The organism is Agromyces sp. NPDC056389 (genome assembly GCF_042262385.1).
GTDB lineage: Bacteria > Actinomycetota > Actinomycetes > Actinomycetales > Microbacteriaceae > Agromyces.
In genome coordinates this window covers 1,718,660-1,738,479 of the sequence record NZ_JBHJPN010000001.1, presented here as the reverse complement: position 1 = coordinate 1,738,479, position 19,820 = coordinate 1,718,660, and the positions used below count along the sequence as shown (strand labels likewise).

Annotated in this window: 11 protein-coding genes; 3 read left to right on the top strand and 8 right to left on the bottom strand. The window is 70.3% G+C overall.

The genetic code is table 11. The features are described 5' to 3' along the window. Positions 1–167: 167 nt before the first annotated feature. The 7 genes from ACFCVM_RS08055 to ACFCVM_RS08025 all read right to left on the bottom strand — a co-directional run bounded on the left by ACFCVM_RS08055 (position 168) and on the right by ACFCVM_RS08025 (position 9,246). Positions 168–2,216 carry a fibronectin type III domain-containing protein gene (locus tag ACFCVM_RS08055; RefSeq protein ID WP_375835600.1) on the bottom strand — a complete coding sequence of 683 codons (2,049 nt, stop codon included), beginning with the start codon at positions 2,214–2,216 and terminating at the stop codon, positions 168–170. A 74-nt stretch (positions 2,217–2,290) separates the two neighbouring features. Beyond that, positions 2,291–3,196 carry a fibronectin type III domain-containing protein gene (locus ACFCVM_RS08050; protein ID WP_375835599.1) on the bottom strand — a complete coding sequence of 302 codons (906 nt, stop codon included), beginning with the start codon at positions 3,194–3,196 and terminating at the stop codon, positions 2,291–2,293. Between the two features lie 26 nt (positions 3,197–3,222). Continuing rightward, entirely contained in the window at positions 3,223–4,656 is a 1,434-nt protein-coding gene (locus ACFCVM_RS08045; RefSeq protein ID WP_375835598.1) for a dicarboxylate/amino acid:cation symporter, read from the bottom strand. Between the two features lie 227 nt (positions 4,657–4,883). Further along, positions 4,884–5,333 carry a hypothetical protein gene (locus ACFCVM_RS08040; RefSeq protein ID WP_375835597.1) on the bottom strand — a complete coding sequence of 150 codons (450 nt, stop codon included), beginning with the start codon at positions 5,331–5,333 and terminating at the stop codon, positions 4,884–4,886. 28 nt (positions 5,334–5,361) lie between these two features. After that, positions 5,362–6,420 carry an NAD-dependent epimerase/dehydratase family protein gene (locus ACFCVM_RS08035; RefSeq protein WP_375835596.1) on the bottom strand — a complete coding sequence of 353 codons (1,059 nt, stop codon included), beginning with the start codon at positions 6,418–6,420 and terminating at the stop codon, positions 5,362–5,364. A gap of 21 nt (positions 6,421–6,441) precedes the next feature. Then, positions 6,442–7,539: a flavin-containing monooxygenase gene (locus ACFCVM_RS08030; protein ID WP_375835595.1), complete on the bottom strand. Its 1,098-nt coding sequence runs from the start codon at positions 7,537–7,539 to the stop codon at positions 6,442–6,444. A gap of 93 nt (positions 7,540–7,632) precedes the next feature. Next, a complete protein-coding gene (locus tag ACFCVM_RS08025; RefSeq protein ID WP_375835594.1) occupies positions 7,633–9,246 on the bottom strand; it encodes a LuxR C-terminal-related transcriptional regulator in 1,614 nt (537 codons plus the stop codon). 377 nt (positions 9,247–9,623) lie between these two features. Between ACFCVM_RS08025 and ACFCVM_RS08020 the strand changes: the two genes are divergently transcribed. Together ACFCVM_RS08020 and ACFCVM_RS08015 are read left to right on the top strand one after the other, a co-directional pair. Continuing rightward, positions 9,624–10,790 (top strand): RtcB family protein, encoded by a 1,167-nt coding sequence (locus ACFCVM_RS08020; RefSeq protein ID WP_375835593.1) that lies wholly within the window; start codon positions 9,624–9,626, stop codon positions 10,788–10,790. Positions 10,791–10,914: 124 nt separating this feature from the next. Next, positions 10,915–11,472 (top strand): dihydrofolate reductase family protein, encoded by a 558-nt coding sequence (locus tag ACFCVM_RS08015; RefSeq protein ID WP_375835592.1) that lies wholly within the window; start codon positions 10,915–10,917, stop codon positions 11,470–11,472. Between the two features lie 243 nt (positions 11,473–11,715). On the opposite strand, the gene ACFCVM_RS08010 is transcribed toward ACFCVM_RS08015, so the two are convergent. Then, positions 11,716–12,192, bottom strand: a complete 477-nt coding sequence (locus tag ACFCVM_RS08010; RefSeq protein ID WP_375835591.1) for a DUF4442 domain-containing protein — start codon at positions 12,190–12,192, stop codon at positions 11,716–11,718. Between the two features lie 279 nt (positions 12,193–12,471). Between ACFCVM_RS08010 and ACFCVM_RS08005 the strand changes: the two genes are divergently transcribed. After that, positions 12,472–19,641 carry a family 78 glycoside hydrolase catalytic domain gene (locus ACFCVM_RS08005; RefSeq protein ID WP_375835590.1) on the top strand — a complete coding sequence of 2,390 codons (7,170 nt, stop codon included), beginning with the start codon at positions 12,472–12,474 and terminating at the stop codon, positions 19,639–19,641. The last annotated feature ends 179 nt before the right edge of the window (positions 19,642–19,820 follow it).

Sequence of the window (19,820 nt, the reverse complement as noted above, 5' to 3'; positions counted from 1 at the left end):
GGTTGAAGGGAGTCTAGATACGCGATGCTCGAAAACGGACGGATTTCCCCGAATCACCCCCGGACTGGGGGACGTTCCGGTCGGCGGTACGGCCCGCGCCGGGCGGACGCAACGAGAACGGGGGCGGATGCCGCGTGGCATCCACCCCCGTTCGGTTCGCGCTGTCGTCAGCTCACGCGTCGCGTCCGGACTCGCACGATCGCATACGCCGCGCCGCCAGCGGCGATGAGGGCGAACGCGAGCCATCCGAGCACGTCGACGAACGCGGTGCCGGTCGAGGCCAGACCAGCGCTCGCCGAGCCCGCGCCGGAGCCTGCCGCGACCGTGATCGAGGCGCTTGCCACCTCGACGCCGTCGATCGTGACGACGATCGAGTGGGCGCCGGCGGGCGTCGCGGCCGGGATGGTGCCCGTGAAGGTGAATCCGCCGTCGCCGTTCGTCGTCGCGGAGCCGAGCGTCTGCGGCGTCGAGTGGAGCTCGACCGCGAAGCCGCCGGTGCCGGGCGCGAGGCTCGTGCCGACGACCGTGATGCGGCCGCCGGGCACGAGGTCGCCGGTCACCGCGACCGAACCCTTCACGGTCGTCGGGTCGACGGCGGGCGCCGCCGTCACGGTCACGGCGGCAGACGCAGCGGATGCCGCGGAGGTGCCGACCGTGTTCCGGGCGGCGACCGTCGCGGTGTACTCGCCGGCCGCGAGCCCCGTGAAGGTGCGCGTCGTCGTGCCAGCGGGCACCGAGACCGGGGCGCCGCCGTTCAGCGAGACGAGGTACTCCGTGATCGGCGAGCCGCCGTCGGCGGGTGCCGTCCACGACACGGTCACCCCGGTGCCGGCGACCGTCGAGACGGGGGCAGCAGGCGCGTCGGGTGCGGTGGCGACGACCTCGGGGTCGTACGGCAGCGCGTCGAAGAAGGTGCCGAGTGCGGCGATCGCCTCATCGGCGAACGCGAGCTGGGCGGCGAGCCCGGCGGGGTCGGGCCGGTCGGCGTAACGGCCGGGCAGGTCGTTCACGTACCACCACTCGGTCATGTACTCCTTGTACGTGCCGTCGCCGTTCGAGTGGATCCACTGCTGCGCGATCGGCGCGGGCTGGCCGCCCAGGGTGCGCGAGCGGTCGTACTCGAGCAGGTACGGCACCTGCAGCTTCTTCGCGGTCGCGAGCGCCGTCGAGGTGTCGCCGCCGGGGAAGTAGTCGACCTGGCCGGAGACGCCCGGCACGTACTGCGTCACGAGGTTCGGCAGGTACGTCGCGACGAGGTCGCCGTAGAAGTCCGCGAACTCCGAGCCGGTGTCGCGGATGTGCAGGTCGTTGCCCGAGTTGCCGTCGAGGCGCAGGTCGAAGAAGTAGACCTTCGCGACGTCGTTCGCGACCGCCTGCCGGTTGACCTCCTTCAGCACGGCGCGGGTGTTGTGGCACCAGGTGCCGCCGAAGAGCAGCACGTAGTCGCCGTCGCTCTCGAGCAGGTTCACGAGCTCGGGGTAGGTGACCGTCTGGACGCGCCAGTCGGCATCGGCGTCGTCGAGCACCGTGGCGCCGCCGTAGACGTCGCGGCCGCCGTAGGCCGAGGCGTGCTTGGCGTTCACGACCTGCTCGGTGAACGTGAACTGGTCGCTCGTGTCGAGGTCCGCTGCCGTGCCGAGCACCGCGGCGACCTCCGCCTTGTAGGCGGTGAGCGCGGCGGGGTCGGCGAGCTGCTCAGCGGTCACCGGGGTGGTGATCGCCGAGACGATGCGGTCCTCAGTACCGCCTTCGACGTGGGCCGAGTCGTAGACGAAGAGCGTCGGGTCGTCGGTGCCGTCGAACGGCGTCTGCGTGTCCTTGCCGAGCGCGTTCGCCACGAGCCGGGCCCAGAGCGGTGCGACGTCGGCGTTCGTCGTCGTGCGGATGTCGAGTCGGTCGCCGTCGAGGCGCGGGTCGAAGTTGTAGATACGCTCGACTCCTGCCGCCTTCGCGACGTCGTTGATCGGGCCGGCGGTCGCCGCCGTCTGCGCGTCCTCGGGTCCGCCGATGAGGAACGCGAAGCGTCCCTCCTGGCCGAGCAGGTACTCGAACCGTTCGAACGTGACGGTCTCGTAGACGCTGTCGGGGCCGAGGCCCTCATAGGCGTCGTCGAAGTAGTCGACGGTGTCGGTCGGGCTCGAAGGTGCTGCGGTGGCCGGGGCCGCCGCGACACCGCCGAGCACGACGGTGCCGGCGATGGCGAGGGCAGTCAGCATCGCCGCCCGCCTCTGGGTGGGGCGCTGGTGGTCGGGCACGGTGCTTCCTTTCTGTTGGGGGTGGGTCGGGCCGGTCATTCGGGCACGGATGTCTCGTCGGGCTGCTCACCGGCTGCCGCCGCGCTCGCGCGGCGGCGGGCGAACAGCCGCTGGCCGAGCAGTGCGAGCGCTCCGACGGCGACGAGAGCGACGAGGATGCCGGCGCCGGCGAGCCATTCGGGTGCCCCGCCGCTCGAGGCGGCGGCGGTCTCGACGGCCTGCGCGGTGGGCTCGGCAGTCGATGCGGTGATGGTCACCGACTTCGACACGCTCGACACGGGCGACTCGCCGACGGCGTTCGTGGCGATCAGGGTCGCCGTGTAGGCGCCGGCGCCGAGCACCTTGAACGTGTGCGAGGTGGCGCTCGCCGCCAGGGGGATCGCGGTGCCCTTGTTGAGCGAGAGCTTGTAGCCCGTCACCGGGGAACCGCCGTCGGCCGGCGCGGCCCACGTGACGGTGAGCGAGCTGCCCTTGGCCGTGAGGCGCGGCGCCGCCGGGGCGATGGGTGCCGTGGCCGCGACGGCCGCAGGTGCCGCCGCGCCGGCCGGTTTCTGGGCGGCGTCGGACGAGTCGCCGGACGACCCCGACGAGCTGCCACCCGTCGAGCCCGTGGTACCCCCGGAGGTGCCGGTGTTCGGAGCGGGAGCAGGTGCGGGAGCCGGCGCGGGTGCCGGAGCAGGCGCGGGAGCGGGTGCCGGAGCGCTGCCGCCGCCGAGGGCGGGCGGCGGGTCCTCCTGCGTGCTGTCGTACGGGTACCCGCCGGCGTTCTCGCAGGCGCCGAGGTCGAAGTTGATGGAGCAGAGGTCGCAGACGTCGCCCGCGGCGGAAGCGGGGCTGCTGCTGATGAGCACGAGCGTCGGCACGGTGATCGCGAGCACGAGGGTCGCCGCGAAGCCGCGGAGGCCGCGGGCGCGGCGAGCGGTGCTGAGACGGGAGGTCATGAGGGTCTTCCTTCTGGTCGGCCGCATCAGCGGCGGGCGGCGAGTTCGGTCGTGGCGGAGGCGGGCGCGGCAGCATCCGCCACGACGCCGTGTTCGGCTGTCTCGGCGAGCGCGTCCTCGTCGAGGTCGTCGCGGTGCACGGCGCGGCCGGCGAAGATCTCGTCGTCGAGCGCACCAGCGCGGCGCGCGACGATCGCGGCGCTCGTGGCGGCTGCGGTGACGTTCGCCATGGTGCTCGCGGTGCCGGCGATGGCGCTGATCGGAATGAGCAGCACGAGCACCTCGACGGGCAGTCCGACCGCGGTCAGCACCGCCGTCGCCGTCACGATCGCGGTGCCGGGCACGCCGGCGGTGCCGAGCGAGACGAGCAGGCCGAGCACGACGAGCACGACATAGTCGAGCGGCGTGTACTCGATGCCGAGGGCGTTCACCGTGAAGACGGCGACGAGCGTGGGCCAGATGCCGGCGCAGCCGGGCATGCCGATGGTCGTGCCGATCGGGGCGGTGAACCCCGCCACCTCGTCGGAGACGCCGATCTTGCGCGTCAGCGTCGAGATCGTGAGCGGCAGCGTGCCGATGCTCGACTGCGTCGTGAACGCCGTGTACTGCGCCGGGGTCAGCAGGCGGAAGAACCGCAGCGGGTTCAGGTCGGCGAAGACGCGCAGCAGCACGCCGTTGACGAGGTAGGCGTCGACGAAGCAGGCGACGAGTGCGACGACGAGCACACCGACGAGCGCGAGCGCCGTCTCGATGCGGGCCACCGCAGTCGAGGTCGTGACGGCGACGAGCGCCAGCACCGCATACGGGGTCAGGGCGATGATGAACCCGACGGCTTTGAAGAGCACCCGCCGCGTGGCATCCACGAACTCCTTGAACGGCCGCACCTTCTCGGCGTTCCGGTCGGCGACGATGAGGTACGAGACGGCGATCAGAAGCGTGAAGAGGATGATCGCGATGATGTTGTTCGACGAGATGTCGCCGACGACGTTGTGCGGGAAGAGGCCGACGATGACCTCGTCGAGCGGGGCGAGCAGTCCGGTCAGCGCCGAGCCGTCGACGCCCGCGAGCTCGAGGTTCGCCCCCTTGCCGATGCCCGTCGCGAGCGCGAGTCCGAGGGTCAGCAGGATCGCGATGAGGTTCGTCGCGAGCAGCCAGAAGACCGAGCTCAGGCCGATCGTGCGCAGCTTCGCGAGGCTGCCGAGCGAGGTAACGCTCGAGAGCACCGAGACGATGATGAGCGGCGCGACGACCGCCGTGATGATGTTGACGTAGATCGTGCCGATGACGTCGACGTAGTCGAGGTGTCCCTGGAAGGCGAGGCCGACGCCGATGCCGACGACGAGCGCGATGACCGTGAGCAGCGTGAACTTCGCGCCGGCACGGCGCAGCAGGAAGAGCCCGACGAAGAGCACGGCGATGAGGGCGAGCGCGGCGATCGAGAGCCAGTCGAGGTCAGCCACGACGGCCTCCGAGCGCCACGGAGGAGGTACGGATTCGGTGCATGAGCACGACCGTATTGAGGGCAGGATGCCGCGGTGCGACGCGTGTCGCACTGTGAATGCCTATGACGGCATACGTCGCTCGGGGCGCCGGTTCGATGTCGTCGGGTGGCGCACCGTGTCGTCGGATGACGCCGGGTCACGGTCTCCGTGTGACCTTCTGCGACGTCGAGTTGCGCGCGATTGGGTCAGACGTCCACGCCGCTCGGCGCGGTCGCCTCGCCGAACCAGTGCGCGGGAGCGGGAAGCTCGACCCCCATCGAGGCGAGCGCGATCGCGGCGAAGGCGTAGACCATGATCGCGATCGTCAGCCCGCCGAGCGCCATCGTGATCGGCACCGCGGCCGAGACCCGCGCACCCTCCCTGCGGTACCGGGGGGCTGCTATGAACGCGATCCACATCGACGTCGCCGCGAAGCCCGTGATCCACACCGTGCGGAGCGCCTCGCCCTCGAGCGGTGCCACCACGGCGAAGACGAGCGAGGCGATCGCCATGAGCAGGCCCGTGTACGCGAAGAACCGTGCGAACCCGATGCCGCCGACCTCGTCCTCACCCGTCCACCACGGTCCGTCGGGTCGGCCGGACTCCTCGGATCCGTCCGGGTCCGGCGCTTCGTCCGGCTTCCTCGCTTCGTCCATGCTGCGATCGTACGTGGCGGCGACGCCGTCACGGCCTGACGAGCCCGAGCCGCACGAGGCTCTCGGCCGAGGCCACGATCGCGTCGTCGGTCGAGCGAGGAGTCCACCCGAGCATCCGCTCCGCCTTCTCGTGCGAGGCCCCCTGCGAACGCCGCAGCTGCGGCGCGACCGCACGCAGCTCGGCGTTGACGAGTGCGCCGGCGCGCACGAGCCACCAAGGGAGCACGCGCGTCGGCACGTGCTTCGCGTCGGCTCCGAGGCGGTCGTGCAGCATCACGGCGAGGTCGTGGAAGGTGATGGGATCGCCGGCCACTGCGAGGAATCGCTCACCCGCGGCATCCGGATGCGTCATCGCGCGCACGTGGAGGTCGGCGACGTCGCGCACGTCGACACCGGTCGTCGTGCCGGGCGGAACCGCAGGCACTCGGCCGTTCAGCAGGCCGAGCAGGATCTCGATGGAGCTCGAGAAGTCGCGACCGAGCGCGGGGCCGAAGATCGCGACCGGATTCACGACCGCGAGTTCGAGGTCGCCGCCTGCGTGTTCGACGAAGTCCCAGGCCGCTCGCTCGGCGATCGTCTTCGACTTCACGTAGGGCGTCACGTGCGGGCCGTCGGGGTTCGTCCAGTCCTCCTCGGTGAACGGCCGCCCCGGGTCGACCGGGTGCCCGTATCCGATCGCCGCGAACGACGAGGTCTGCACGACCCGGCGGACTCCGGCGGCGCGCGCGGCCCGGAGCACTCGCAGCGCGCCGTCGCGGGCCGGCACGATCAGCTCGTTCTCGTCCTTCGGCTGGCGCACCGGAAAGGGCGATGCCACGTGCAGCACGAAATCGGCTCCTGCGACGGCCTCGGGCCAGCCCTCGTCGTGCATGAGATCGGCGGGCACGACCTCGACGTCGTCGACGCGGGCGGGCCCGGCAACGCCCGCCGCGGCGAGCCCGGCCCGCACGAGGTCCCTGACATCCCCGGCACGCGAGCGGGAGCGCACGGTCGTGCGGACGCGATGCCCGGCTTCGAGGAGCTGCACGATGCAGTGCGCTCCGACGAACCCCGTGCCGCCGGTCACCACGACGAGCTCGCCGCTCATGTGCGCCTCCTGCGTCGGACTCTACGCCGAGACCGTCGGCGCGGCGACAGGAGCTCGATGCAGTGCGTCCACGACGAAGCGCGCGTCGCGGTCCATGCCCATGAGCGTCGAGGATGCCACGGAGTACTGGAACGGCATGCCGGCGAACGCGAGTCCGGGGCATCCGCTCGCCAGGCCGCGCTCCTCGAGGGGGCGGCCGTCGGGGCCGACGACGCCGTCGATGTCGATCCAGCCGAGGTCGGGGCGTGAGCCCGTGCACCAGACGACGGTCGTCGCCTCGACGACCGTGCCGTCGGCGGTGACCGGGCCGTCGGCCCCGACGCCCGTGATCCGGCCGAGCTGCACGACGCCCGCCCGGTCGAGGGCTGCCGGCTTGTTGCGCACGAGCATCACGCCGTGGGCGAGCACGGCGCCCTTCATCGCCCGACCCTTCGGGGTGTCGATGGTCATCCGGCGCAGGCGCGTGATGAAGACGCCGGCCAGGAGGTTGCCGATCGGGGTGTCGATGTCGACCGGCACATGACCCGGATGCCGGCCCGCGAGCGTGACGGCGTGGCCGCTGCGTGCGGCTTCGAGTGCGATGTCCGTGCCGGAGTTGGCCGCGCCGACGACGAGCACGGGGCCGTCGGCGAGGTGCTCGGGCCCGCGGTAGTCGAGCGAGTGGAGCTGGCGGATCGACGGATCGAGCTCGCTCGCGAACTGCGGCACGACGGGGATGCGATGCGCACCCGTCGTGACGACCACTCGCTCGGCCGTCACCTCGTCGCCGTTCCCGAGTTCGAGGCGGAAGCGGCCGTCGCGGGAGCGAGTCAGCGACACGACCCTCGTCGAGCCGCGCACGGGCAGGGCGAAATGCCGTGCGTAGCGTTCGAGGTAGTCGCCCATCTGCGCGCCGGTGGGGTACGCGAAGCGGCCCTCGTCGATGCGCAGGCCGGGCAGGCTGAGGAACGGGCGCGGGGTGAACAGTCGCAGCGAGCGGTAGCGCTCGCGCCAGGAGTCGCCGACGCGCGAGTGCTCGTCGAACAGCTCGAAGCGTGCGCCCCGGTCGGAGAGCTGCTTGCCGACGATCAGGCCTGCGGCGCCGGCGCCGATCACCGCGGTGTCGATGGTGGTGGACATGAGGGCCTCCTTTTCACGCGACGCTACGGATGCCGCAGGGTGGCCGCGTCGGCAGAAATGACCAAATCGGGAGTGCCCGATTCGACCGGGCGCTCAGCTCGGCGTGTTCAGCCCGTGCTCGAACGCGAAGGCCGTGGCGGCGGACCGGCTGCCGAGCCCGAGCTTGCCGAGGATGTTGCTGACGTGCCGCGCCACGGTGCGCTCGCTCAGGAACAGCTCGGCCGCGATCCGCCGGTTCGAGCGGCCGCTCGAGACGAGGCGCAGCACCTCGAGCTCGCGCCTCGTCAGGCCCGCGGATGCCGCGGCGCCCCCGCTCTCGGCGGCCAGGCGTTCGAGCCGGTCGAGGTCGGCGACGGCACCGAGGCCGGCGAGCACCGTGCGTGCGGCGTCGAACTCGAGTTGCGCCGCCTCCTCGTCACCGCAGGCTCGGTTCGCCCGCGCCATGAGCACGCGGGTGACCGCCGCCTCATAGGGGGCTTCGAGTCGGCGCCAGACGGCCCACGACCGGCGCAGCAGAGGCAGCGCCTGCTCCGGGGCATCCGTGCCGATCAGGAGTCGGGCCTCGGCGCGGTCGGCCTGCGCCTCGAGGAAGACGGTGCCGAGCAGGTCGGCCATCGCGCGGAGCGCGGTCGCGGCCCGGCCGGCGACCTCGCGGTCGCCGTGCTCGACCTCGAGTTCGACCTGCGCGGCGAGCAGTTCGGCCCGGGGCCCCGGAGCCGGATTCGTCTCGAGCGCACGGGCGACACCGCTGCGCGCTGCCGCGAATCGTCGGGCGTCGCGCGCGAGCAGTGCGAACCCGGGCTGCACCTCGCGCCCGAGCTCGGCGGCCCGCCGGTACGCGGCCTCGGCGTCGCGTCGGCGGCCGACGAGCCGGCAGAGCTCGCCGAGCCCGTAGTAGGCGTCTTCGAGCGTCTCGGCGCGGCGTTCGCGTTCGCAGACGGCCTCGAGGGTGAGCACGGCCTCGGGCCACTCGCCCAGCAGTCGCAGCACACCCGCCCGGTGCACGGAGCACTCGCCGCGGAACGGCTCGAGCCCGCGTTGCGCGTCGCACCAGTCGCCGAGGCTGCGGGTCCAGACGCGAGCCCGATCGACGTCCCAGCGATCGAGGCAGCTCGCGATGACGGCGCAGTAGGCGGGGCCGGCCACCCGATCGCTCACCCGGCCCGACGAGATGGCGAGCATGACGCGGTCCATGCACGCGAAGCCCTCGCCGATGCGGCCGGCGTGAACGAGCGCACGCCCGAGGCCCATGGTCGCCAGCACCTCGGTGTCGACGTCTCGGGCGAGATGGGCGAGGTCGACCGCGCGCTCGCCGAGGTCGACGGATGCCTCGAACCGGCCGCTCGCGAACGCCCCGACCGCCCGGCAGAGCGCCGCCGTCGCGGCGTTGTCCGGCGTCTCCTCGACGGAGCCGGTCAGCTCGAACAGCCGCGACATCCACGCGCCCGCCCGCACGGCCTCGCCGTGGTCGGCCAGCGTGAAGCCGAGCCAGAACACGCACCGGATCGCGGCGTCCGCGTCACCGGCGTCGAGGTAGGCGAGATGCGCGTCATCCCATGCGCGTTCGCTCTCGGCCTCACGGCCGAGGAACCACGCCGCGAGGCCCAAGGCGTCGAGTTCACCGGCTGTGAGCACGGCTCGACGTGCCGCGAGCTCGTCGTAGCGCGCGACCCAGTCGATGACCTGCAGCGAGTCGGCCGGAGCCATGGCGTCAGTATCTGCCCCCCGGGGTGAGCCTCACAAGGTGCAGGTGGCCGCCGAGGCATTGACCTCGCGGCATCCGCGCCACTAGTGTTCGAAAGCTGCGCACTCGGCGCAGCATCCCCGGAATCTGGAAGGACGGCCATGAACGTGTCTCTGCAGCGCACGAGCAAGCCCTCCTTCATCGTGTTCGCAGATGAGCGATACCTGCTCAATCGCGAACTCGACCAGATTCTCGACCCGGCACACTGACGCCGACGCGGCTAGCCCGCTCTCTCGTCACCCCGTGCCGGTCGAGGCCCGGGGTGTTTCTCTGTCTGCGCGCGACGGGGAGCCTCGGGCCCCCGGATCAACGCATTGCACACGCAAGACAGGAAAGGAACATGGAGAACATCACGAAGCGGCTCGTCTCGTGGGCGAGCCTGATCGACGAGAAGACCGTCGAGCAGGCCCGCACCTCGTCGACGATGCCGTTCATCTACCCGCACCTCGCGCTCATGCCCGACGCGCACCTCGGGCTCGGTGCCACGGTCGGCTCGGTCATCCCGACGCTCGGGGCGATCATCCCGGCGGCGGTCGGGGTCGACATCGGCTGCGGCATGATCGCGGTCAAGACGCAGTTCGGGGCGACCGACCTGCCCGCAGACCGGCGGGCGGTGCGGGAGCAGATCGAGCGCGCCGTCCCGCTCTCGGCCGGGCGGTACAACCGCAAGATCGTCGCGACGGCCGAGCCGCGCATCGCCGAGCTCGAGGCCCTCGCAGAGGCGAAGGGCTTCGACCCGGGCACGTACGCGGGCAACTGGCGGGAGCAGCTCGGCACGCTCGGCAGCGGCAACCACTTCATCGAGGTCTCGGTCGACGAGAACGACGACGTGTGGCTGTTCCTGCACTCCGGGAGCCGGGGCGTGGGCAACAAGATCGCGCAGCATCACATCGCCGTCGCACGGCGACTCGCGAAGCAGTGGTGGATCGACCTGCCCGACCCCGACCTCGCCTACCTCGTCGAGGGCACGCCCGAGTTCACGAAGTACATCCGCGAGCTGCGGTGGGCGCAGCACTTCGCGCTCCTCAACCGCGAGGAGATGATGGACCGCGTCATCCGGCAGGTGTCGGAGTGGGTCGGCGAGCCCGTCGAGGAGCGGGCGCGCATCAACTGCCACCACAACTTCACCGAGAGCGAGGAGCACTTCGGCAAGCGGGTGTGGGTGTCGCGCAAGGGCGCCATCCAGGCGGATGTCGGCCGGCTCGGCCTCGTGCCGGGCTCGATGGGCACCGCGTCGTACGTCGTCGAGGGCCTCGGCAACCCGATGTCGCTGAACTCGTCGCCGCACGGCGCCGGACGTTCGTTCTCGCGCACGAAGGCGCGGCAGACCTTCACGCACGAGCAGCTGCGGGAGGCGATGGTCGGCATCGAGTTCCGCGACACCGACGCGTTCCTCGACGAGATCCCGCAGGCCTACAAGCCGATCGACCGGGTCATGGCCGACGCCGCGTCGCTCGTGAAGGTGCGGCACACGCTGCGCCAGATCGTGAACGTGAAGGGCGACTGACCGATCGGATGTCCCGGCTCATGTCGAGCCGGGACATCCGCTTCTCGCTCGATGTCGATCCGGCGCATTCCCGTTCGACGTCCAGAATGAGAGCGGAGATACCGACTCGGAAGGAATCACCATCATGCGCACCCTCATCGTCACCGAGTTCATCAGCCTCGACGGGGTCATCGACTCGCCCGGTGGCGGATCGCACCCGCGGGCCGGCTGGACGTTCAAGGACGTCCCCTTCGTCGAAGCGGCCTACGAGCTCAAGGGCCGGGAGCAGCTCGAAGCGGGCGCGATGCTCATCGGACGGGTCAGCTACGACGAGTTCGCCCCGGTCTGGCCGGGTATGGTCGACGACTTCGCGGAGTACAACGCCATGCCGAAGTACGTCGTGTCGAGCACGCTGACCGACCCCGAGTGGAACAACACCCACGTGCTGCGCTCGCTCGACGACGTCGCGAAGCTCAAGGAGGGCGACGGTGCGCCCATCATCGTGCACGGCAGCGCGACCCTCGCGAAGGGCCTCGCCGCGGCGGGTCTCGTCGACCGGTACCACCTGCTCGTCTTCCCGGTGCTGCTCGGCGACGGCAAGCGCCTCTTCGGCGACGGCGACCCGCACACGCAGCTCGACCTCGTCGAGTGCGAGGCCTACTCGAACGGCATCGTCAAGCAGGTCTACGACGTCAAGCGCTGAGCGGATGCCGCGGCATCCGTCACTCGCTCGCTCTCGTGCGGTCGGTTCGTGCTCGACCTCGAACGGCCTTCGGCCGCGAAGCAGATCTCGGCAATGCGCATGCCAGTTCCCCCTCACCGATGAGGGGGAACTGGCACAGCTCTGATGGCAACGCTCGGCGGCTTCTTCGACTGCGTCGCTCCGACGGCGCCGCACCCACAGCACCGCACCAGCAACGCGCTCCGACCCCGGATCGACGCCCGGCTACGAGGCCGAGCCGGGCGCCGTCACCCGCTTCTTCTCGCGCACGTAGACCTCGCGCCGCACCCGGGCGACGACGTCGCCGTCGCCGTCGGTGATCTCGGTCTCGAACCACTCGAGCACCTTCGCGCCGCCGCGGGCGCGCTCGCGGAGCTCGGCCGTCTTCTCGGGCGACACCGCGAAGTGCGCGGTCAGCACCCCGCGGCCGGGCTTGACGAACTCGATCTCGCCACGGGTGTCCCAGACGATGTAGTCGCGGCCGATCTGGTGCATCACGAGCATGAAGAAATACGGGTCGGTCATGGCCGACATCGATCCGCCGAACGCGGTCTTCACGTAGTTGCGGGTGAAGACGTTGACGTGCAACTCGACCGTCGCGCTCGTCCAGTCGGGCGCGAATCGCTTCACGCGGATGCCGCTGAACAGGTTCGGAATCCACAGGCTCATGCCGAGGGCCAGGCGTCGAGGTGTCACGGGCATGCTGTCGAGTCTTGCGTGCCCGGTCGGATGCCGCGAACGGATTGTGGAGCATCGACAAGCGGGCGAATGCGTCTGGCGGCGGGAGTGAGCGGGGCCCGTGCCGCTCGCGTACGGCGGAGATGAACCTCTCTGCATGCTCGGGAATCCGCGAGCATCTTGCGATCCGTCAAGCGAACATGTAGCGTCACGTGCTGTCGCTTGAATCGATTCATTAACGAGAAGCGGCCAGAGAGATCGCCTTCGGGCACCGGAATCCATCAACGATGATCGGACGGCTCCGTGACGGACACGACGACCCCCACCACCACTCGCTTCCGACCCGGGCGGCGCGCGCTGCGACGCGCCCTCGTCGGCGTCGTGGTCTCGGCACTCGCACTGACGGGTGCCGTCGCCGTGACGAGCCCGGCTGCTGCCGCGGCGACGGTCGAGCTCAGCACGCTGCAGGTCGAGAAGAAGACGGAGCCCGTCGGCATCGATGTCGAGCGACCGCGTTTCTCGTGGGTCATCGAGACGAGCGAGCGGGCGGTCACGCAGGAGTCGTATCGGTTGAAGATCGCGACGTCGGAGGCATCGCTCGAGCGCGGGGAGTTCACCTGGGACAGCGGGGTCGTGGCATCCGACGCATCGTCGAGCGTCGAGTACTCGGGGCCCGACCTCGCACCCGCGACCGAGTACTTCTGGAGCGTCGACGCCCTGACCTCGGCGGGATCGGCGACGGCGGCATCCTCGTTCCGCACCGGTCTCTACGGCGAAGCCGACTGGGCCGGAAGCGCGTGGGTCGGCAACGACCGCGAGCAGGAGTCGGGGCCGATCGAGATGACGCTCGCGGGCGCGAGCTGGATCCATCCGCCGTACGAGGGGGGCAATACGCCGTCCGGCTACTTCCGCAAGCAGTTCGAGCTGGACTCGTCGAAGACGATCGCCGGTGCCCAGTTCGCGATGACCGGTGATCGGGGCTTCTCCGCGTTCCTGAACGGTGTCCAGGTCGCTTCCGGCGCGTCGGTCGATGACGCATGGAAGACGGCCGCCCGCGTGGACGTCGCCCCTGAAGCCGGCGCCAACCTGTTGGCCGTGCGACTCGACAACACGGCGAAGGCCTACGGCGCGTTCGTCGGCAAGCTCACCGTGCTCTACACCGACGGCACCACGCAGGACATCGTCACCGACGCGAGCTGGCTCTCGTCGCGCACGGCGACCAGCGGGTGGCACACGCAGGGGTACGCGGCTGACGATTGGATCCCCGCGGCGGCGCGAACCGTCTACGGCGGCTCGCCCTGGGGCACGGTCACGATTCCGGTCGCGACGACCCCCGACACCCGGATGAACTTCGACACGGCGTCGTGGGTCCTTCCCGCGATCGGCGAACCGTCCGCGGCGAACCCGATCCCTTCGACGCTCTTCCGTCGCACGGTCGATGTCTCATCGTCGAAGACGGTGGCGTGGGCCCAGCTCGCGGTGACGGGCGACCAGGTGTTCACCGCCTACTGGAACGGCGAGAAGGTCGCGTTCAACACCGGCGCGAACAACGAATGGCAGCAGGCGCGCACGGTGGTGCTCGACGCGAAGCCGGGCGCCAATGCGCTCGCGATCGCGCTCGCGACGCCGGGCAACAGCCAGTACGGCGGGGTCATCGCACGAGTGCGCATCGGATACACCGACGGCACCACGACCGAGGTGGTCACCGACCAGGGTGTGAAGGCGCTGGTCAGCTCCGAGGCATCCGCCCCCGATGGTTGGAAGACCGTCGACTTCGACGACTCGGACTGGCCGAAGGCCAGAGCGCAGGCGCTCTACCGCGGCTGGGTCTACGGCGGTCAGGTGAGGATCCCCGAGGTCAACGTCGGCGCCGACAAGCTGTGGCTGACCGGTGCATCGTGGATCTGGACCCCGGAAGCCGGCGCGCCGGTCGCCCCCGGTGAACCTCGTGCGTTCCGCCGCGTGCTCGAAACCCCTGACGGCAAGATCGCATCGCGCGCCGAGATCGTCATCACCGCCGACGACTCGTTCCGCCTGTTCGCGAATGGAGCGCCCGTCGGATCGACCGAGGGGGCCACGAACGAGTGGCAGCAGTCCCATCGCTTCGTCGTCGACCTCGAGGAGCGGCGCAACGTCATCGCGGTCCAGACCACGAATGGCGCAGGCTCGCCCGCCGGACTCGTCGCAGCGATCCGCGTCACGTACACCGACGGTTCGACGGAGACGATTCGAACGGACACGGCATGGAAGGCGAGCAAGACCGTCGACGCAGGGTTCGAGGCGCCCGGCTTCGACGACTCGGGCTGGCAGCAGGCCGCGGTGCACGCCGCGTTCGGCAGCGGCCCTTGGGGCGGCGGAGTGCGCGAACCTGCGGTCGCACCCAACCCGGCTCCGCTCCTGCGCAAGGAATTCACCGTCGACAGCGGCGTGCGTTCGGCCACCCTCTTCGTCGCCGCGGGCGGATACGCCAACGTCTCCCTCAACGGCGAGCGTGTCAGCGACGACGTGCTCTCGCCCGGATTCACCGACTACGACGACACGGTGCAGTACGTGGCCGACGACGTCACCGAGCTCGTGAAGTCCGGTGCCAACGCGATCGGCATGGAACTCGGCCGCGGCTTCTACGGCATGACCGGAGGCAACGTCTGGAACTGGCAGAAGCCGTCGTGGCACGACGAGCCCGTCGCGCGCGCCGTGCTGCGACTCGAACTCGCCGACGGCACCGTGCAGAACATCGTCACCGACGACAGCTGGAGCATTCACGACGGACCGACGGTCTTCGACGACCTCTACGGCGGCGAGCGATTCGACGCGAGCCGCGTCCAGCCCGGCTTCGACACCGTCGGCTTCGACGACGGTGCCTGGTCTGCAGCGTTCGAGGCCCAGGGCCCGAGCGGCGTGCTCGTGAATCAGCGGCAGCAGCCGATCCGCATCACCGAGGAGCTGCCTGCGGTCGAGATCACCGAGCCCGTCGCCGACACCTACGTCGTGAAGTTCCCGCGGGTCATCGCCGGATGGGTCGAGTACACAGCGCAGGGACCGGCCGGCACCACCATCCGTGCGCAGGCGGCCGAGAAGCTGCTGCCGAGCGGACTGCCGAACTTCTCGAACAACGGCGGGTTCTCCGCCGGGTTCCAGACCGATCGGTTCGTGCTCGCGGGCACCGGCGCTCCTGAGACCTGGGAGCCGCAGTTCTCGTACAAGGGCTTCCAGTACATCCAGGTCACGGGATGGCCCGGTGATCGGCCGCCCGCCCTGGAGGACTTCACGGCGAAGGTCGTGCACACGGATGCAGAGGAGTGGGGCTCGTTCGAGAGCTCCGAGCCGATCATGAACCAGGTGCACCGCGCAGTGGTCGACACGTTGAAGAACAACATCCACGGCATTCCGACCGACACCCCGATGTTCGAGAAGAACGGATGGACCGGCGACGCCGCGGTCGGCGCCGAGATGTTCATGACGAACCTCGACACGCACGAGCTCTTCGCGAAGTGGATGCGCGATGTGCACGAGACCCGGGGTGCCGACGGCGCACCCGAGGTCATCGCGCCGTCGTCGAACAACTGGGGCGACACCGCCGGGTGGGGCATCAATCCGCCGTGGCACTCGGCCTACGTCATGATCCCGTGGTGGCTGTACCAGTACGGCAACGACGATCGGGTGCTCGCCGAGCAGTACGACGGCATGAAGGGCTATCTCGACCTGGAGTTCGGCCGATCGGAGGGCGGTCTCGTCGCCAACCCGCGTCTCGGCGATTGGGTGAGCCCCGAAGCGAGCCCTGCCGGCAGCAACGCACCGGAGGACACGCGGGTGTCGGCAACCGCCTACCTCTACGCGATGCTCACCTCGATGCAGAAGTCCGCCGACCATCTCGGCAAGACCGCTGATGCGGCGATGTTCGCCGAGCGTGCTGCGATCGTGAAGGACGCCTTCAACGCGACGTTCCTCGACGAGGCCCGCGGGCTCTACCGGGGCAACGGCGCCGACCGCGGCTACCGGCAGACGCACAACGTGCTCGCGCTCGCGTTCGGCCTGGCGCCCGACGCGGTGACCGAGGAGCGTGTGGCGGCGAGCATCGTGGCCGACATCACGGCCAAGGGGGGCGCCCTGAACACGGGCGTGCTCGGCACGAAGTACCTGCTTCCCGTGCTCTCGAAGTACGGCTACGAGAAGGTCGCGTTCGACCTCGCCGTCTCGACCGCGTACCCGAGTTGGGGCTACATGGTCGCCAACGGCGGCACCACGATGTGGGAGCACTGGTCGCTCGAGGCGAGGTCGCTCGGCCACTACTTCCTCGGCACCGTCGACGACTGGTTCTACAAGGGCGTCGCCGGCATCGCGGCATCCGAGACCGAAGGCTACAAGCGCATCGAGATCTCGCCCGAGGTCACCGCGCAGATGGACTGGGCGAAGGCGGAGACGCAGACGCCGTTCGGACCGGTCAGCGTCGACTGGCGCCACGACGACGGCAAGCTGCGGCTCGACGCACACGTGCCCGTCGGATCGACGGCGACCGTACGGCTGCCCGCGCCCAACGCGTGGGCGGTCAGCGAGGGCGGCAAGCCGCTCAACGGCATGCAGGGCGTGCTCGACGTGCAGGTCGACGGCGACGAGGTCGTCGTGACCGTGGCATCCGGCGACTACGCGTTCGCCGTCGACGCCGAGGCGGGAGCCGTCGGCGACATCCTCGACCGTCTCGCCGAGTTCGACGCCGAGGTCGACGCCCGTCGCACCGCCGGCGAGCTCGACGACGCCCAACAAACCGCGCTGCGCAACGGCAGCGACGAGGTGCGCACCGAGGTGCTCGCCGCGCTCGACCTCGTCGGCGACCGCCCGGCATCCGCCGAGCGTCTCGCGAGCGCACTCGTCGCGCTCGACCGACTCGACGGGGTCGTGGGCGGCCTCGACATCGGGGAGGGGACCAAGGCCGCGCTGGCGGCCAAGTCCGACGCGATTCGCACGGCACTCGGACGCACCATCTCCGAGTTCCTCGGGGTCGAGGTGACCGCGGCACCGCCCGCGGGCATCAAACCGGGCGAACCGGGCGTCGTCGGCGTCCGCGTCGACAATGCCGGCGACCGCGACATCTCCAAGGTCACGGCGCGGCTCACCGGTCTCGGAACCGAGTGGGGAGCGGCCGCCGAGCCGTCTGCCGTCGCCGAGCTCATCGAGGGTGGGAGCGACGCCTCCGTCGACCTCGCCTTCACCACGCCGCTCGCCGCGACCCCCGGCACGGTCGCGACCGGCGCACAGGTCGAGTACGCGTTCGGCGGAGCCACCGTACGGCTCGCCGTCGATTCGCAGATCGTGGTCGACACCCCGGTGCAGATCACGGCGGTCGCGCTCGACCCCGCGGTCGTGTCGCCGGGCGGAACGACGACGCTCACGGCCGAGATCGCCAACGTGGGCGGCCAGCCCACGAGCGGGCACCTCACCGTGACCGTCCCGGCCGGCTGGCAGACTCCGTTGCCGACGGGCGACGTCGTCGTCCCGCCGGGTGAAACGGTGTCGATCGCGGTGCCGGTTGCTGCGCCACTCGACGCACCGGCCGCCTCGACCCCGGTGACCCTGACCGCGGGGTTCGTTCGCGACGGTGTCGAGTTCGCGAAGCGAGACACCACGCTGACGGTCGAACTCGAAACGATCGGCGAACCGGCGCCGGGCTACGACCACGTCGACCTCGGCAACGGCGAGTCAGAGGCCGCGCACTCGCTGACCGCCTCCGCATCGTCGGGCACGAACACTGAAGCTGGGCTGACCAGGCGGTACGCCGGCCACCTCGTGGACTTCTCGCAGTTCGAGTTCGACATGAAGGTGGTGCCGGGGGAGCCGTTCATGATCCGCGCCATCGAGACCTACGATCGGGCGCAGACCAAGCTGTACAAGGTCTACGTCGACGGCGTCGAGGTGTTCACCCGGCAGTTCCAGCACGCCGGAGGGGTCGGAACCGAGACATACGAGTTCGCTGTTCCGGCCGAGCGTGCCACCGACGACCTCGTTCGGGTGCGCTTCGAGACGCAGAAGGACCACTCCTTCTTCGACCCCTCCATCGCGGATGTCTGGACGAAGCCCGTACCGGAAGACACGACCGCCCCGCAGCTCGTCGGTCACACGACGCCCGCGTCGCCCGACGCCCGCACGGGATGGTTCACCACCGCTCCGGTCGGCGTCGAACTCCAGGCCCAAGACGATCGAGACGGCGACCCCGCGATCGAGTACCGGCTGGATGGCGGCGATGCTGCAACCTACGAATCGCCGATCTCCATCGAAGACGACGGCGAGCACGCCGTGACCGCCACTGCCGCCGACGGTGCCGGCAACAGCTCGCAGCCGCTCGAGGTCGCGGTGCGGCTCGACACGACGGCGCCGACGACGACCGCGACACTCGGTGAGGAGTTCGACGAGCACGGTGTCGCGAACGACCGCGGCACGATCGAGTTGGCCTCGACGGATGCCACGTCGGGTGTCGGGGCGACCCGCTACCGGGTGGACGGCGGCGATTGGGTCGACGGACGCCTCGTCGAGCTCGCCGCGAAGGGCGTGCACACGGTCGAGTACCGGTCCGTCGATGTGGCGGGGAACGCCGAGGCCGTGCAGACGGTGACGGTGGAGATCGTGATCCCCGACCGGGTCGCTCCGACCGTTGAGGTCGCGGTGTCGAACCCGGGGGCGAACGGATGGCATCTCGCGGGTGCCGCCGCGACGGTGACGGCCGCCGATGACGACAGCGGCGTCGACTCCATCGAGTACCGCATCGACGAGGGCGCCTGGCGACCGTACACGGAACCCGTCGTGCTCTCCGACGGCGAGACGACGTTCGACTACCGGGCGACGGATGTCGCGGGCAACCAGAGTGGGGTGCAGTCGACACGCGTCCGTGTCGACGGTGCCGAGCCCGATGTCTGGGGCTGGCTGTCGATGCCGCGACGCGTCAGTGCAGTCGGCGCCGACACCGGATCGGGCATGCAACGGCTCGAGTACTCCCTCGACGGAACGACGTGGACCGGGCTCTCGCAGCTCATCGCCGCCGAACCGAAGCCGGGGAACCTCTCGGTTCGAGCGATCGACCGCGCCGGCAACACGAGCGAGGTCCTCGATCTCGTGCGCACGCCCAGGCCGCCTCAGCTGGACATCACCGCCGGTTCGTCGATCCTGGTCGAAGGCAGCGGGTTCAAGCCGCACAGCCGCGTGAGTGTCGAACTGCACTCCGATCCGCTCCGGATCGCGATCGCGACCGCCGATCAGTTCGGTGTGATCGCCGCACTCGCCGTCGTGCCGAGCGACTTCCCGAGCGGTGCGCACTCGCTCGTGCTCGACGAGCAGGGCGGCGGCGCCGTCACCATCCCGACCCAGATCGCATCGACCGGATTCGCCGGCGGAGGCTGGGCGCTCGGGGCGGGCGTGCTGATCCTCATCGGAGGCGCCTGGGTGCTGATCGCTCGTCGCCGGAGGAGGGAGTCGCTCCCCGAGTAGGCGAGAGGCGCCCGCCGCATTCTCGCGGCGGGCGCGTGCGCTCGGCTTGTCGACCCGCGACTCGGTCGCACGTCGCTCGAGAACGTGATCTGCCGCAGCCTCAGCCGATGAGGCGCACGACCTGCGAGCTCCAGGACACGAAGAACGCGATCGGTATGCCGACGAGCATCGCCACGACC